The sequence below is a fragment of the Streptomyces sp. NBC_00086 genome (assembly GCF_026343255.1).
Lineage (GTDB): Bacteria > Actinomycetota > Actinomycetes > Streptomycetales > Streptomycetaceae > Streptomyces.
On record NZ_JAPELZ010000001.1, the window covers coordinates 572,219 to 586,803 of the forward strand.

Consider the following 14,585-nt stretch of genomic DNA (forward strand, 5'->3'; position numbering starts at 1 on the left):
CGCGCTCCCGCGCGGCTCCGCTCGCCCGCGACCCCGCGTAACGGCGTACCTCAGGAAAGAGTGCAGCATGAAGGTTCCCAAGGCCGGCGCCATCGCCGCAGTGATCGGTCTCGCCCTGACCGCATCGGCGTGTGGCGGTGACGAGGACCAGAAGACCTTCTCCGTCGGCATCAAGTTCGACCAGCCCGGCGTCGGCATGCGGGAGCCCGACGGCAGCTTCACCGGTTTCGACGTGGACGTGGCGACGTACATCGCGAAGGAGCTCGGCTACCCGAAGGAGCGGATCACCTTCAAGGAGGTCCTCAGCAACGACCGCGAGCTCCTGATCCAGTACAACGAGGTCGAGATCGTGGCGGCCAGCTACTCGATCAACGAGAAGCGCAAGGAGAAGGTCGACTTCGCCGGGCCGTACTTCCTCGCGCACCAGGACCTGATGGTCCGCGCCGACGACCCGAGCATCACCAAGGCCCAGGACCTCAACAACGCCGACAAGCGGCTGTGTTCGGTGACCGGCTCGACCTCGGCGGAGAACGTCAGGAAGAACCTGGCCCCCAAGGCCAGCCTCCTGGAGCTCGGCGGCTACTCCGAATGCGTCGTCGCCCTCAAGGAGGGCCTGGTCGATGCCATGACCACGGACAACTCCATCCTGGCCGGCTACACCGCCCGCAAGGGCAACGAGGGCAAGTTCCGGCTGATCGGGCTGAGCCTGAGCAGCGAGAACTACGGGATCGGCATGAAGAAGGGCAACACCGAGCTCCAGGTCAAGATCAACAACGCGATCCGCAAGATGGTCGAGGACGGCACCTGGGAAGCGGCCGTGAAGAAGAACTTCGGCCCGGACTACAAGTACGAGGCCGCGCCCGCCATCACAACGGGCAGCTGACGACCGTCGAGGCGGTGGCCGGGTCCGACCAGTCCGCGTCGAAGCGGGCGTTGACCACGTAGAGCCGGCCGCCGTACACCGCGGCCGTCGTCGGCTCGTCGAAGCGCGGGTCGGTGATCTGCTTGACGAAGCGGGCCCGGCGGCCGTCCGCGCTCAGGGTGAACACGTCCACGGCGTAAGCCCAGTTGCGTACGACGTACAGCGTCCGCCCGTGCAGCACGAGCCCGTCTCCGTTGCGCACGGAGCCGCCGTCGAGCACGGTCCGGGTGGCGGCGCCGGTGCGCGGGTCCACCCGGAACAGCGCCTCGGCGGTGTCGTGCACCACGAGCAGGGCCCGGCCGTCGGGGGTCCGTTCGATCCCGTTGGCGCCCCAGTACGCGCCGCCGGGCGGGACCGGGTCCCACTCGCCGCCGAGCCGCAGGGCCCGCGGGGCCGCGCCGGGGCCGGTCAGGTCCCGGCCCACGGGCAGGAAGTACAGGACGTCCGCGAAGGAATCGGTGAACCAGGCACCGCCGCAGCCGACGACGGCGTCGTTGACGAAGGCCGCGCCGGTCGCGGCCTGGTGCGTGGCCAGAACCCGACCGTCCCGGGCGTCGATCATCCGGATCTGCCCGCTGGCGCCGCCGGCGACCAGCAGCCTGCCGTACGGGTCGAGCTTGAGCCCCACCGACATGGGACCCTCGCCCCGCGTGATGATCCGCCCGGCGCCGGTGGCGAGGTCGAAGCGGTAGACCGAGCCGTCGATCAGCGAGCCCGTGTAGGCCGTGCCGTGCGCGGAGACGGCGATCCCCTCGGGCTGGAAGCCCGCCGGGATCGCCACCGTGTCGGGCCGCGGCGGCCGGGCCGCCTGCTGCGCCCGAGTTTCCCGCGCCTGGGCGAGCGGCGCCCCCGCACCGACGAGCGCGGCGCCTCCCAGCGCCGCGGCAGCACCGATGAACCCGCGTCGTCCTATGCTTCCCGTCATGACTGACCCTCTCAACTGCCGTGCGCAACAGGTGGGTTGACTCGCACACCCCACCACATCGATGGCGCCCCGGCAGTCTCCGGTCAGGATCTTTCACAAGGGGACGACGAAGCTCACCCTTCCGAAACCGGGGCCTTGACGCGCAGGACGGTCAGGAACTCCCGCATCCAGGCGGAGTGGTCGGGCCACGCGCGGGCCGACACCAGCGTGCCGTCGACCACCGCTTCGGCATCCTCGAACTCGGCGCCGGCCGCCTTCATGTCCAGCTCCAGGGCCGGATACGCCGTGACCCGGCGCCCGTCGAGGGCGCCGGCCGCGGCGGTGATCAGGGGGCCGTGGCAGATCTGCGCGATCGGCTTGTCGGAACCGGCGAAGGCCGCCAGGATCCGCCGCACCTCGGGGTCGTTGCGCAGGTACTCCGGGGCCCGTCCGCCGGGCACCACCAGGGCCGCGTACTGCCCGGGGTCCACGTCGGCGAAGGCGATGTCCGCGGGCCAGGTGTACCCGGGCTTCTCGGTGTAGGTGTCGAAGCCGTCCTCGAAGTCGTGTACGACGAACCGCAGCTTCTTCACCGCCGGCGCCGCGATGTGGACCTCGTACCCCTCCTCGATCAACCGCTGGTAGGGGTAGAGGACTTCGAGGGATTCCGCCGCGTCGCCGGTCACGATGAGGATCTTCGGTGCCATGGGCTGCTCCTGGTAGGGCTGTTCACGGTGTGGCCTCCGTTACCGTGCCCGCGCCGCCCGCTCCTGCATAGGGATTCTTGCGCCAATCACCCGCATGACGCGGTTGATGACGCGCGTAGAAAATCCTGCCTCCGGACACGTGCTTTTTACCTGTAGGGCACATGACAATGTGAACCTCGCTCTGCCACCTGATGCCCCGCCAATTCCCCGGGCGGGAGCGGTGCGTGTGGAGAGGTACCCCCACGTGATGAGAATCTCGCGCCTTACTCCCTGGGCAGCCGGCCTCGCGGCCGCGTCCCTCATACTGCTGCCGGCCTCCGCCTCGGCGGGCCAGCAGAAGGAGGCCGCCCCCACGGCGGCTTCGGCCTCCGTCGCCGTCGACACCTACTACGCCACGGCCGAGGGCAAGACCGGCGCCGCGCTCAAGACGGCGCTGCACAACATCATCAAGACCCAGTCCAAGGTGACGTACGACGGTGTGTGGAACGCCCTGAAGGTCACCGACCAGGACCCCGCGAACTCCAACAACGTCATCCTGGTCTACTCGGGCCGCTCACAGTCGAAGTCCACCAACGGCGGCGGCGTCAACGACTGGAACCGCGAGCACGTCTGGGCCAAGAGCCACGGCGACTTCGGCACCGCCACCGGCCCCGGGACCGACCTGCACCACCTCAGGCCCGAGGACGTCACCGTCAACAGCACCCGCGGGAACAAGGACTTCGACCTGGGTGGCGGCGCGGTCTCCGAGGCCCCCGGCAGCCTGACCGACGCCGACTCCTTCGAGCCGCGGAACGCGGTCAAGGGCGATGTCGCCCGCATGCTGCTCTACATGGCCGTGCGCTACGACGGCGGTGACGGTTTCGCCGACCTGGAGATGAACGACAAGGTCAACAACGGCAGCGCGCCGCTCTTCGGCAAGATCAGCGTCCTGAAGCAGTGGAACCTGCAGGACCCGCCGGACGCCTTCGAGCAGCGCCGCAACCAGGTCATCTACGACACCTACCAGCACAACCGGAACCCGTTCATCGACCACCCGGAGTGGGTCAACTCCATCTGGTAGACGGGCCCACGGCCCTACTGCGCGCCGAGGGCCATCCACTTCTCCGGTGCCGCGAGCGGCTCGAAGCCGGCCTTCGCGTACACCTCGTGGGCGTCCGCGGTCGCCAGCAGGATCCTGCGCAGCCCGTACGGGGCGAGGTGGTCCCGTACCGCCCCCGCCAGGGCGGTCCCGAGCCCCTTGCCCCGTACGCCCCGGTCCACGTACACGTCGCAGAGCCAGGCGAAGGTGGCCCGGTCGGTGATGACGCGCGCGTAGGCCACCTGGAGGCCCGACACGGCGTCGTAGACCCCGTAGTTGAGCGACCCGTCGATGGCGGCGTCCTGCTTCTCCCGGCTCCGGCCGAGGGCCCAGTAGGCGTCCCCGGACAGCCACCGGTGGATCAGCTCCCGGTCCAGGCGGCCGGGGTCGGTGGAGATCTCATGGCCCTCGGGCGAGGGCAGCGCACTGTCGTCCATGCCCGCATCCAAGCAAAGCGGACGGCACCCGGCCAGCGGGTTTCGACAGCCGGGACGCGGCCGGCCCGGCTGCGGGCGGCCGCGATACCGCCGGCCACGTCCAGGCCGGCCGCGCTGCAGCCGGTCGCGCTACAGCCGGTCGGCCAGGGCCTTGAAGGCCGGCCAGTCCAGGGCCGGGGTGCGGGAGTCCCAGACCTTCTGGGACAGGGCGGCGAGCGGGAGCCTGATGCCGGCCGCGACCTGGGCCTGGGTCTGGGCTCCGGCCAGATCGCACCAGACGGCCAGCCGCGCGCCCAGGATCTGCCCGGCGTACCGCGCGGGCACGGCCGCGGTGCCGCGCAGCACGAGCGGGGTCCACCGCTCGTAGATGCGCCGGCCGTCGGGGTACGTGAACTGGTTCGGCTGCCCCAGCACGTAGTAGAGGTACTCGTCGTTGAGGTTGACGACCTTGCGGCCCTCCCGCAGGTACTCCAGTGGCGGCCGGGCCCCGCCCTCCTTGCCCGTCCAGTACTCGACCTGGATGTCCTTGGCGGGCTGGACGAGCCCTCCGGTGAAGAAGCCGTCGTTCCAGGCCGCCGGCGCGCGGCCTGCCGAACGGACCACGTCCGCCCGGTCGTTCAGCCAGCCCGTCGCGAGGTCCTGGACCCGGGCGGTGGGCCCGTACTGCTGCCGGGCGGCGGCCGTCAGCTGCGGGAAGGAGGCCTGCGGATCGCGGTAGACCAGGGCCTGGTACTCGTCTGCGCCCAGGTTCCACAGGGCGCCGGGGAACAACGGCAGGTATTCCCGGAGGAGTTCGTCCACGAGCTTCGCCGCGGCCGGGTTCGCTATGTCGACCGCCCCCTTGACCGCCCGGCCCTGCACGTCGCGCAGCTGCAGTCCGGGGTGGGCGCGCAGGACCGCTCCGAGGTGGCCCGGCGAGTCGATCTCGGGGACGACCGCGATGTGCAGCCGGGCGGCGAGCGCGGTGATCCCGCGCACCTGCGCCTTGGTGAGGTGGGGGGTGGAGACGATCTCGGGGTGGGTGTCGGACTCGATCCGGAAGGCCTGGTCGTCGGAGAAGTGCAGGCCGAGCTGGTTGAGCTTGAGGTCGGCCATCTCGCGCAGCCGGTCCTCGATCCAGTCCGGGGTGAAGTGCTTGCGGGCTATGTCGAGGTTGAGCCCGCGCTGCGGTTTGGCCGGGGCGTCGCGCACGGTGCCCTCCGGGGCCGAACCGCCGCCGCTCACCTCCTGCTTGAGGGTGCGGGTGCCGTAGAACACCCCGGCCTGGTCGGGTCCGGTGATGCGGACCTGCCCGTCGCGCACGGTGAGGGTGTACGACTCGGGCGCGCCGGAGCCCTTCGGCCCGAGGGCCAGCTCCACGTCGCCCTTGCGCGGGGTGGCCGACTCGGCGAATCCGATCCGCAGCTCACCGGCCAGCAGCTTGCCCTCGTCCGCCAGGGCCGCGCTGTCGGCAGGCGGTACGACGACCCGCGCCTCGGGGCCGGGCCGCCAGCCGGGGCCGCGGGCCGCCACGTGTTCCCGTACGGCCGGGACGGTGCGCGGGGCGGTGGACAGCGCAAAGGTCGGCGTCGGCGAGGGCGCCGCGGCTTGCGGGGTGGAGGGGGTGGCGGCGGGGGTGGCCGGGGCGGCGGCGGGGTCCGTCGCGCTCGGCGGGGTGCTCGCCGCGGCCGGGACCCGGGTGTCCGCCGGGCCGGGCGTACCGGACGCACAGCCCGGGACGGCGACAAGGGTGACCAGCGCGACGACCGTTGCCGTCGCGCTGACGTGGCTGCGCCCGTACTGCTTCGTCTGTCGCATCATGCTCCTGTCCCCCGTACCAACGTGGCACGGGGGACAGCGCGGCGCGACCCGGGCGATCGGGCGATCAGGCGAGGGCGCCGAGCGCCGACTCGGCGAAGCCGTGGTCCTGGGCCGGGGCTCCGCCGCCGACGCCGATGGCTCCGACGAGCCGGCCGTCGCGGTGGACCGGCAGCCCGCCCGCGATGAACAGCAGCGGCCGGTCCAGGGCGGTGGGCAGGGTGTGGAAGGGGCCGCCGGGCTGGACGGCGTCGACGAGATCGGCGGTCGGGGCATCCAGCTGCAGCGCCGTGAAGGCCTTGCGGGTACTGGTCTCGCCCGAGATCAGGACGGCCCGGTCGTCGCGCCGGAAGGCGAGCGGGTGGCCGCCCGCGTCGAGCACGGTCACGCTGACGGCGACCCCGGCGGCTTCGGCGGCGGCCGTGGCGGCGGCGACGAGCGTCTCGGCGTCGGCGGTGGTCAGGGGGGCTACGGCGGTGCGGGTGCGGGTGGGGGTGGACATGCGGGTCTCCTGTGACGTGAGGGGAGGTGGTGTGGGGTGGAGTGGAGTGGTGTGGGGTGGACGGTGGATCAGTGGCGGGCCGGTACGGCGGCTGCGGTCACCGTCGGGGCGCCGGCCGCGATGACCCGGCTGCCGCCTTCGCCGCCCGCGCGGGTCCCCGTACGGCGTTCCAGCGCGCCGGAGACCAGGGCGAGGGCCAGGGCGGAGGCGGCCAGTGCCGCGCCGACCCAGTTCGGGGCGGTCCAGCCGAGTCCGGCGGCGATGACGAGGCCGCCGAGCCAGGCGGCGAGGGCGTTGCCGAGGTTGAAGGCGCCGATGTTGACGGCGGAGGCCAGGGTCGGGGCGCCGGCGGCCTGGTCGAGGACCCGCTTCTGCAGCGGCGGCACGGTGGCGAAGCCGAGGGCCCCGATGAGGAAGAGGGTGACGGCGGCGCCGGCCCGGGTGTGGGCGGTGAGGGTGAAGGCGGCCAGGACCACGGCGAGCGCACCCAGGGAGGTGTAGAGCATCGGCATCAGCGCGCGGTCGGCGAAGCGGCCGCCGACGAGGTTGCCCGCGACCATGCCGAGGCCGAGGAGGACGAGCAGCCAGGTGACGGAGGTGTCGGCGAATCCGGCGACGTTGGTCATCATCGGGGTGATGTAGGTGATGGCGGCGAAGACCCCGCCGAAGCCGAGGACGGTCATCCCCATCGCCAGGAGCACCTGGACGTTGCGGAACGCCGCCAGCTCGTGGCGGATCCGTACGCCCTCGGGGCGCGGCAGGTCGGGGACGAGCCGGGCGATGCCGAGCAGGCCGAGGAGACCGAGCGAGGCGACGATCAGGAAGGTGACGCGCCAGCCGAGGTGCTGGCCGACGAGGGTGCCGAGGGGGACGCCGACGACGTTGGCCACGGTGAGGCCGGTGAACATCATGGCGATGGCTCCGGCCTTCTTCTCGGGGGCGACGAGCTCGGCCGCGACGACCGCGCCGATGCCGAAGAAGGCGCCGTGGGCGAGGGAGGCCACGACCCGCCCGGCGAGCATGACGCCGAAGGCGGGGGCCAGCGCGGAGACCACGTTGCCCACGATGAACAGGCCCATGAGGAGCATCAGCATGCGCTTGCGGGGGATGCGGGTGCCGAGGACGGTCATGAGCGGGGCGCCGAGGACGACACCGAGGGCGTAGCCGGTGACCAGGAAGCCTGCCGTGGGGATCGAGACGCCGTAGGTGGCGGCGACCTCGGGAAGCAGGCCCATGATCACGAATTCGGTGGTGCCGATCCCGAAGGCGCCGATGGCGAGTGCGAGGAGTGCGAGAGGCATGAGGGTGCCCTTCAGGAGCTACAGGCGCTCCAGGGGGAGGGAGAGGGAGGCGGCGGGCCCGGCGATTGCCGCAGCGGGTTGCCTGCGTCCACATTAATTGCAGACGCGGGATATTTGCAAGCGCGGGCAATTGCAGACGTGCCCTATCCTGGAGTGACACGCCTTCGAGGAGGAAGCCATGACGGCCACGGACAGCGCACTCACCGCCCTCTCCCAGGGCTGGTGCGCCCTCTCCCTCCTGCACGGGCGGATCGAGACGCACATCGAGCGCGCGCTCCAGGCCGGACACGACCTGAGCGTGCGCGAGTACTCCCTGCTCGACGTCCTCAGCCGCCAGCACAGCGGCCCCGGCGGCCACCTGCGCATGCACCAGGTCGCGGAATCGGTGGTGCTCAGCCAGAGCGCGACGACCCGGCTGGTCAGCCGGCTGGAGGACCGCGGGCTGCTCAGCCGCTACCTGTGCGACACCGACCGCCGGGGCATCTACACCGAAGTCAGCGCGGCCGGCCTGGAACTCCTGGCCGAGGCCCGCCCCACCAACGACACCGCCCTGCGCGAGGCCCTGGCCGAGGCGTCGCACGATCCGGAACTCGCCCTGCTGGTGGCCGCGGTACGGAACACCCCGGCGGCGGACCGGGGGATCCAGGCGAACCAGACGGCCTAGACCCGCCGGGCCAGTACCTGGCCCGGCCAGGTGCCGGAGAGGAAGCCGGCGGTGCGGGTGAAGCCGTTGCGCTCGTAGTACGCGACCAGTTCGCCTGTGCCGCCCGCCCAGCAGTCGACGCGCAGCAGCTCCACGCCGGCCCGCCTGGTCTCCTCCACGGCCCGGGCCAGCAGCGCGGCGCCGATGCCCAGGCCGGCGTGGCGCCGGTCGGAGACCAGCAGCCGCACGTACCGCTCGGGTTCCCCGGCCGGCTCGATCATCGGCATCTTCGGGCTGGGCCCGGAGTCCAGTACCAGGGCTCCGACGGGCATCCCGTCCAGCTCCGCGAGGTACGGGGAGTTCTCGGTCGTGTACCGCTGGACGCGCTCCACCCCGCCGGGAATGCGCGAGTACGGGATCGTCCCCCACTGCTCGGTGTTCCCGCGGGCGTTCATCCAGGCCACCGCGGAGTCGAGCATGTCCAGAACGGCCGGAACGTCCGCCGGACCACCCGGCCGGATCCGTATGCCGTGGGTCGTGGTGTCGTTCATGGGGCGAGCCTAATCGGTGCCGCGGTGGCTCAGCGCGCGGTACTCCGAGGGCGTGAGCCCGTACGCCTCGCGGAAGGAGCGGCTGAAGACCGCGGGTCCGCCGAAGCCCCAGCGGGCGGCGATGGACTGCACCCGGTGGGCGGCGAGTTCGGGCCGGGCCAGGTCGGCGCGGCACTCTTCGAGGCGGCGCCGCCGGATCCGGGCCCCGACGCTCTCCCCCTGCCCCTGGAAGAGCTGGTGGAGCCCGCGCACCGAGATGTTGTGGCGGGCCGCGATGGCGGGCGGGGCCAGCTCCGGGTCCCCGAGGTTGTGCTCGATGAAGGCGTTGATCCGCCGTAGGAGGACCTCCGTGCGGGCTTCGGAGGGGATCCGGTCCTCGGCGTTCAGGTGCTGGGCCAGGCAAGCCGTGGCGAGGTCGACGGCGACCGCGCCGAGCCGGGCCAGTTCCTGCGGCTCGCATTCGGCGGCGTGGTCCTCCAGGGCGGTCATGAAGGAGGCCAGGATCGCCGCGATGCCACGGTCACCCGGTATCCGGCGGGCCAGCAGCCGCTCCAACCGCTCGGGACGCAGCGGCAGCACGTCCCTGGGGAGCATCAGGATCGTCGCCCGCACCTGGCCGCCCTCCGCGAGCATCGTGTTGTCGGAGGGGAGCGAGGTGTCCCACAGCATGAGGTCCCCGGCCCCGACCGTGCACGCGTTGCGGTGCTGGGACATCGACGTGACGCCCGAGCGCAGCAGGGCCAGTTGGTACTGCTCCGGATCGCCGCGCCTGATCAGCGCGGGAGTGCGCCGCGAACGCAGGGGCGACAGGGTGAACTTGGACGCGCGCAGGGGCCCCAGGTCCACTACGGCGGCCTCCCCCTGGAACTCGGCCGGGCGCTCGCTGCTGAGGGCGGCCGGCATCACCTCGCGCGAGATGATGTCGGCGTACCAGTCGAACCGCTCCCCCGCCGGCACCCCGCCCGACGACACCACGTGCCACATCCCGCGCCCCCTGTTCGATCTCTTCGGCCTCTTCGGCCTCTTCGACAGGATCCAAGGATGCGGCCAACCGATCTCCGTCGGCGCATGGTTGGGGCCGCGCGGCGCCCCGCGCCCCGCCCCCCGTCCCGTCAGCGGCGGCTCGGTGAAGCCGTCGGCGGCGGGGACGAAGGCGAGGACGACGGGCGCGACGAAGCGGAGGGGGCGGAACTCGGCTGTGGCGCACTCGTACCGGGCTCCGGAGCCCGCGACGGGCTCACGGTGGGCACGTACGAGTGCGTGGGCGTGGCCGACGGAGCCGAAGGAGGCGTGATCGGCGACGGGGATGCCGACGGGGAAGGAGACGGGGACGGATCGGCCGGGACGGGCCCCGGAGCCGAGCCGGTCGGCGTGGGCGACGGCGGCGCGGCCGGCGGCACCGGTACCGGGCCCGGGCGGACCGAAGCGTCCGGAGCCAGTACGGCGTACCCCACCATCACCGCGGCGGCGGCCGCCAGGCCCGCCAACGGCAGGGTGAAACCGCGCGGCCAGGCCCACGGCACGCTCCGCACCCCCGGCCCGGGCGGCTGCGCCGGGCGCAGTTCGCGCACGGTGATCCCGGCCGCGCGGGCGTCCAGGGCCTGCCGCAGCCGGTGCTCCACCGGCCTCCCGGAGGGTTCGCAGGGCTCCGGCGGCTCCCAGCCCGGCCCCATGGGCGGCTCCTGCCCACGCGTCATATCCGACCCTCCAGAATCCGCTCCAGCGCGTCCAGCCCACGGCTCGCGTTCGATTTGACCGCCCCACGGCTGATCCCCAGCGTCTCGGCGATCTCCGCCTCGCTGAGGTCCGCCCAGTAGCGCAGCACGAGGACCTGCCGCCGCCTCGGCGTCAGCCGCCCCAGCGCGGCGAGGACTTCGCGGTGCGCCTCGTCGAGGACCACGGACGCCTCGGCGGAGGGCACGTCGGCGGGTGCCTGCGGGGTCCACGCGCGGGCGGTCCGACGGCGGCGCAGCACGGACCGGGCGGTGTTGACGACGGCGGTGCGCAGGTAGCCCAGGGCGTTGTCCACCTCGGTTATCCGCTCGCCGTGGCGCCGGTACAGCGCCGTGAAGGCGTCCTGCACCACGTCTTCGGCGGTACCGAGATCGTCGACCAGCAGCACCGCCAGCCGGACCATCCGCAGCCGGTGGGCGTGGTAGAGCTCGGTCACGGTGGGCGGCGGGCCGCCCTCCTCGGAGGGATGGCCGTACGTGTACCCGTGCCGGTACGGCTCCGGCGGCGCGGGCGGGGCCTGCGCCGAGGAGCGCTCACGGCGCAGCAGGAACGACCACAAGCCCCGCCACGGCCGGTCGAAACCGGGCGCGGCGGGGCCGGCGGATGGTGCGAGGTGGAGCACGGGGGTCCTCAGCCGTTGGCGCGGCGCCGCACGGTGTACAGGGTCGCGGCCCCGGCGGTGATCAGCACGGCGGCCCCGGCGCCGAGTGCGGCGTTGGTGGCGGAGGAGCCAGTATGCGCGAGCTCGGACCCGCCGGGTGAGGCGGGGGCGGCGCTCGGAGCCGCGCTCGGGACGGCGGTCGGCGTCCCGCCCGGGGCGACGGTCGGGGACGCGCTCGGGCGGACGCTGGGGGCCGCGCTCGGCGTCGCGCTCGGGGGCCGGCTCACCGAGGGCGCGGGGGCCGAGGGGGCCGCGCTCGGCGCGGTGCTCGGCGCGGGCGCGGGTGCGGTCGCGGTGGGCGTGGCGGACGCCCCTTGTGCGGCGGAGGCCGGCCCGGCCAGCGCGACGGCCACCCCGGCTGCGGCGGCGGCGAGGCCCGCCGCCCTGCGGACGGACAGCGGGGCGCGCTTCAGGTTCTTCACGGTGGTTCTCCACGGTCGGCTGCGGGGGCGCGGGATCACGCCCTTCACCCCCGCACGACGCGCGAGTGCCCGGGAGGTTGCCGCCGTTCCCGAAAAACTTTTCGCGGCCCCCGGCCCCCGGCCCCCGGCCCCCGGCTCCCGGCTCCCGGCTCCCGGCGCCGCCCGCTCAGACCCGGCGCGACGCCCGTGACCCCCGCGAGCCCCGCTCCTCCCGCAGTCGCCGCAGGACCGTGCCGATGACGGCCACCCCCTCCTCGATCTCCCCCACCGTGCCCGCCGCGTAGCCGAGCACCAGGCCCGGCGGTCCCGGGTTCACCCGGTGCCAGGACAGCGGGTGCGCCTTGACCCCGAGCTCCAGAGCCGCGGCGGCGAGGACCGTGTCGTCGAGGGCCGGGGCGTCGGGTGCCCCGCCGCCGAGTGCCCTGTCGTCGAGTGCCCTGTCGTCGATGCCGCCGGGCCCGGGGGCATCCCCGTCGAAGGCGACCATCAGGTGCAGCCCGGCCGCCGCCCCGTGCACCCGCGCGCCGGGCAGTTCGGCGGCGATCGCGCGGAGCATCGCGTCCCGCCGGGTCCGGTGGCGGCGGCGTACGAAGCGCAGGTGGCGCTCCAACTCCCCCGAGGCCATCAGCCGGGCCAGCACCAGCTGGGCGAGAACGGGATTGCCGAGGTCGGCGTAGCGCTTGGCCTCGATCACCGCGTCCAGCCGGCGTCGCGGGACCAGCAGCCAGCCCAGGCGCAGGGCGGGGGCGAGGAGCTTGGAGACGCTGCCGGTGTAGCAGACGGCCTCCGGGAGCAGGGCCCGCAGGGCGGGGACGGGGGCGCGGTCGTAGCGGTGTTCGGCGTCGTAGTCGTCCTCGATGACGACTCCCCCGGCCGCCGCCCAGCCGAGGAGTTCGCGGCGCCGCTCTCCGTCGAGGACGACCCCGGTCGGGAACTGGTGCGCCGGGGTCAGCACCACCGCCTGGGCCGGGCCGGCGGCCAGGGCGGCGGTGTCGATGCCGCCCCCGTCCACCGGTACGGGCAGGATCTCCATGCCCCCGTGCCGCAGCTGCTGGCGCGCCCCGAGCGAGCCGGGGTCCTCCACGGCCACGCGCCGTACGCCCTCCGCGCGCAGCACTTGGGCCAGCAGTCCCAGCGCCTGGGCCACGCCCGCCACCACGACCACCTCGTCGGGGTCGGCGCGGATCCCTCGGTTCAGGGCGAGCCAGCCGACGATCGCCTCGCGCAGGGCGGGGGCGCCCTGCGGGTTCCCGTAGCCGAAGTCGGCGGGGGTGAGCTCGGCGAGGACCCGGCGCTCGGCCTGGAGCCAGGCCGTGCGCGGGAAGGCGGTCAGGTCGGGCGCGCCGGGCGAGAGGTCGATCCGGCACGGGGCGGCGCGCAGCGCGTCGACGGGTCCGCCCCGTGGCCCCGGGGTGAACGGGCCGGCCGGATCCGGGACTCCGGAGGGGCCGGACCGGGCCGGGGTCGGCCGCTCGGTCACCGGCGCGGCGACCACGACGGTCCCGGCCCGGCCGCGGCCGGCCACCTGGCCGGTCTCCGCCAGCCGCTGGTAGGCCTCGGTGACCAGCCCCCGGGAGACCCGCAGTTCGGCGGCGAGGACGCGGCTGGCCGGGAGCCTGCTGCCGACGGCGAGCGTGCCGTCGGCGATGGCGGCGCGCAGCCGGTCGGCGAGCCAGTCGGTGCGGCCGCCGGCCGGGGCGCGGCCGATGTCGAGCTGGAGGAAGTCCGATCCGGCGCTCTCTCCTGGCGCTGCTTCGTTCACCGCTTCTTCGTTCACCGCTTCTTCGTTCACGGCTGCTTCGGACCCCTGGATGGACCCCTGGATGGCACTCTCTTTGGACCTGTCCACGGGTCCATTGTGGCGCCAGGCTCGACGGTATGAGTACCTCGCCCCCTTCGTCCCGGCAGTTGCGCGACCTCGCCCCCGGCATCGCCGGCATGGCCCTGGTCGGCAGCAGCGTCACCGTCTCCCACTCCCTCGTGGACGCCCCGCTCTTCGGCGTGCAGGCCGCCCGGTACGCGGTGGCCGCGCTGCTCCTCTTCGGTCTGGCCCGCCTCGCCCGGGTGCGGGTCAGGGCCCCGCGCGGCCGGGAGTGGCTGTGGCTGGCCGGGGTCGCCGCGACCGGGCTGGTGCTGTTCAACGTGGCCGTCGTACGGGGCGTCGCGCACGCGGAACCGGCCGTCATCGCCGTCGCCGTGGCCTCGGCGCCGATCCTGCTCGGGGTGATCGGGCCGCTGCTGGAGGGCCGCGGGCCCAGCCCCCGGGTGGTGGTGGCCGCACTGGTGGTCGTCGCCGGGGCGGTCCTGGTGGAGGGAACCGGCCGGACCGACGCCGCCGGGGTGGGCTGGGCCGCGCTCGCGCTGGGCTGCGAGGCCGCCTTCACCCTGCTCGCGGTACCGGTGCTGCGGCGCCACGGCCCGTGGGGTGTCTCCCTGCACGCGGTGTGGCTGGGCGCGGTGATGCTGGCGGTGCTCACGGTGTGCGTCGAGGGGCCTTCGGAGCTCGTGTCGGTGAGCCCGCGCCAGTGGGCGGCCGCCGGATACCTCGCCGTCCTGGTGACCGCGGTGGCCTTTCTCCTCTGGTACCGCACGGTGGCCGCGGTGGGCGCCGGCCGGGCCGGGCTGCTGGCCGGGGTGGCGCCGCTCGCCGCGGCGGGCGCGGGAGCCGTCACCGGCGGCGGGGTGCCGGGGCCGGCGGTGTGGCTGGGCCTGGCCGTGGTGGTCGCCGGGCTGGCGGTCGGACTCCGGCCGGAGCGGACCCCGGGCGGGCCGGCGGTCGCACCAGGCGCACCGGTCGCGCCGATCGCACCCGTCGCCCCGGTCGACCCCGGTGCGCCGGTCGCCCCCGGCACGCCGATCGCGCCGCCGGCGCGAATGCCTCGTAACGCCCAGGAGTCCGCGGCCCCTTGAGCACTCCCCGCGTTGT

At 73.8% G+C, this 14,585-nt stretch carries 16 protein-coding genes; 5 read left to right on the top strand and 11 right to left on the bottom strand.

Translation table 11 applies throughout. The features are described from left to right. Nucleotides 1–67: 67 nt before the first annotated feature. On the top strand, nt 68–883 hold the full coding sequence (locus tag OG276_RS02535) for a glutamate ABC transporter substrate-binding protein (RefSeq protein ID WP_266902258.1): 816 nt from the start codon (nt 68–70) through the stop codon (nt 881–883). On the opposite strand, the gene OG276_RS02540 is transcribed toward OG276_RS02535, so the two are convergent. Beyond that, nucleotides 867–1,847 (bottom strand): superoxide dismutase, encoded by a 981-nt coding sequence (locus OG276_RS02540; RefSeq protein WP_266902260.1) that lies wholly within the window; start codon nt 1,845–1,847, stop codon nt 867–869. The two genes, OG276_RS02535 and OG276_RS02540, sit on opposite strands and share 17 nt — an antisense overlap. A gap of 113 nt (nt 1,848–1,960) precedes the next feature. Next, complete coding sequence (locus OG276_RS02545; RefSeq protein WP_266902262.1) at nt 1,961–2,533, bottom strand: DJ-1/PfpI family protein; 573 nt, start codon at nt 2,531–2,533, stop codon at nt 1,961–1,963. A gap of 247 nt (nt 2,534–2,780) precedes the next feature. Between OG276_RS02545 and OG276_RS02550 the strand changes: the two genes are divergently transcribed. Then, nucleotides 2,781–3,593 (top strand): endonuclease I family protein, encoded by an 813-nt coding sequence (locus tag OG276_RS02550; RefSeq protein WP_266902264.1) that lies wholly within the window; start codon nt 2,781–2,783, stop codon nt 3,591–3,593. Between the two features lie 14 nt (nt 3,594–3,607). Here OG276_RS02550 and OG276_RS02555 read toward each other — a convergent pair whose 3' ends face one another. From OG276_RS02555 to OG276_RS02570, 4 genes are all read right to left on the bottom strand, one after another. Further along, on the bottom strand, nt 3,608–4,048 hold the full coding sequence (locus OG276_RS02555; protein WP_266902266.1) for a GNAT family N-acetyltransferase: 441 nt from the start codon (nt 4,046–4,048) through the stop codon (nt 3,608–3,610). Between the two features lie 129 nt (nt 4,049–4,177). Continuing rightward, nucleotides 4,178–5,848, bottom strand: coding sequence for a glycoside hydrolase family 20 protein (locus OG276_RS02560; protein ID WP_266902268.1), 1,671 nt, complete (start codon nt 5,846–5,848; stop codon nt 4,178–4,180). A gap of 64 nt (nt 5,849–5,912) precedes the next feature. Beyond that, complete coding sequence (locus OG276_RS02565; RefSeq protein ID WP_266902270.1) at nt 5,913–6,347, bottom strand: heme-binding protein; 435 nt, start codon at nt 6,345–6,347, stop codon at nt 5,913–5,915. A 68-nt stretch (nt 6,348–6,415) separates the two neighbouring features. Further along, nucleotides 6,416–7,648, bottom strand: a complete 1,233-nt coding sequence (locus tag OG276_RS02570) for an MFS transporter (protein WP_266902272.1) — start codon at nt 7,646–7,648, stop codon at nt 6,416–6,418. 178 nt (nt 7,649–7,826) lie between these two features. Between OG276_RS02570 and OG276_RS02575 the strand changes: the two genes are divergently transcribed. Further along, a complete protein-coding gene (locus OG276_RS02575) occupies nt 7,827–8,312 on the top strand; it encodes a MarR family winged helix-turn-helix transcriptional regulator (RefSeq protein WP_266902274.1) in 486 nt (161 codons plus the stop codon). Here the strand turns inward: OG276_RS02575 and OG276_RS02580 are convergent. Continuing rightward, complete coding sequence (locus tag OG276_RS02580) at nt 8,309–8,842, bottom strand: GNAT family N-acetyltransferase (RefSeq protein ID WP_266902276.1); 534 nt, start codon at nt 8,840–8,842, stop codon at nt 8,309–8,311. The two genes, OG276_RS02575 and OG276_RS02580, sit on opposite strands and share 4 nt — an antisense overlap. Nucleotides 8,843–8,851: 9 nt before the next feature. Further along, the gene (locus OG276_RS02585) at nt 8,852–9,826 is read right to left on the bottom strand and encodes a helix-turn-helix domain-containing protein (protein WP_266902278.1); all 975 of its coding nucleotides are present in this window, start codon (nt 9,824–9,826) and stop codon (nt 8,852–8,854) included. 84 nt (nt 9,827–9,910) lie between these two features. Between OG276_RS02585 and OG276_RS02590 the strand changes: the two genes are divergently transcribed. Continuing rightward, nucleotides 9,911–10,597 carry a hypothetical protein gene (locus tag OG276_RS02590; RefSeq protein WP_266902280.1) on the top strand — a complete coding sequence of 229 codons (687 nt, stop codon included), beginning with the start codon at nt 9,911–9,913 and terminating at the stop codon, nt 10,595–10,597. Here the strand turns inward: OG276_RS02590 and OG276_RS02595 are convergent. The 3 genes from OG276_RS02595 to OG276_RS02605 all read right to left on the bottom strand — a co-directional run bounded on the left by OG276_RS02595 (nt 10,536) and on the right by OG276_RS02605 (nt 13,436). Next, the gene (locus tag OG276_RS02595; RefSeq protein WP_266902282.1) at nt 10,536–11,198 is read right to left on the bottom strand and encodes a SigE family RNA polymerase sigma factor; all 663 of its coding nucleotides are present in this window, start codon (nt 11,196–11,198) and stop codon (nt 10,536–10,538) included. The genes OG276_RS02590 and OG276_RS02595 overlap by 62 nt on opposite strands. An 8-nt stretch (nt 11,199–11,206) precedes the next feature. Then, a complete protein-coding gene (locus tag OG276_RS02600) occupies nt 11,207–11,659 on the bottom strand; it encodes an LPXTG cell wall anchor domain-containing protein (protein ID WP_266902284.1) in 453 nt (150 codons plus the stop codon). A gap of 166 nt (nt 11,660–11,825) precedes the next feature. After that, nucleotides 11,826–13,436, bottom strand: coding sequence for a PLP-dependent aminotransferase family protein (locus tag OG276_RS02605; protein ID WP_266912477.1), 1,611 nt, complete (start codon nt 13,434–13,436; stop codon nt 11,826–11,828). A 101-nt stretch (nt 13,437–13,537) separates the two neighbouring features. On the opposite strand from OG276_RS02605, the gene OG276_RS02610 reads away from it, so the two are divergent. Then, nucleotides 13,538–14,569 carry a DMT family transporter gene (locus OG276_RS02610; RefSeq protein ID WP_266902286.1) on the top strand — a complete coding sequence of 344 codons (1,032 nt, stop codon included), beginning with the start codon at nt 13,538–13,540 and terminating at the stop codon, nt 14,567–14,569. Nucleotides 14,570–14,585 lie beyond the last annotated feature (16 nt).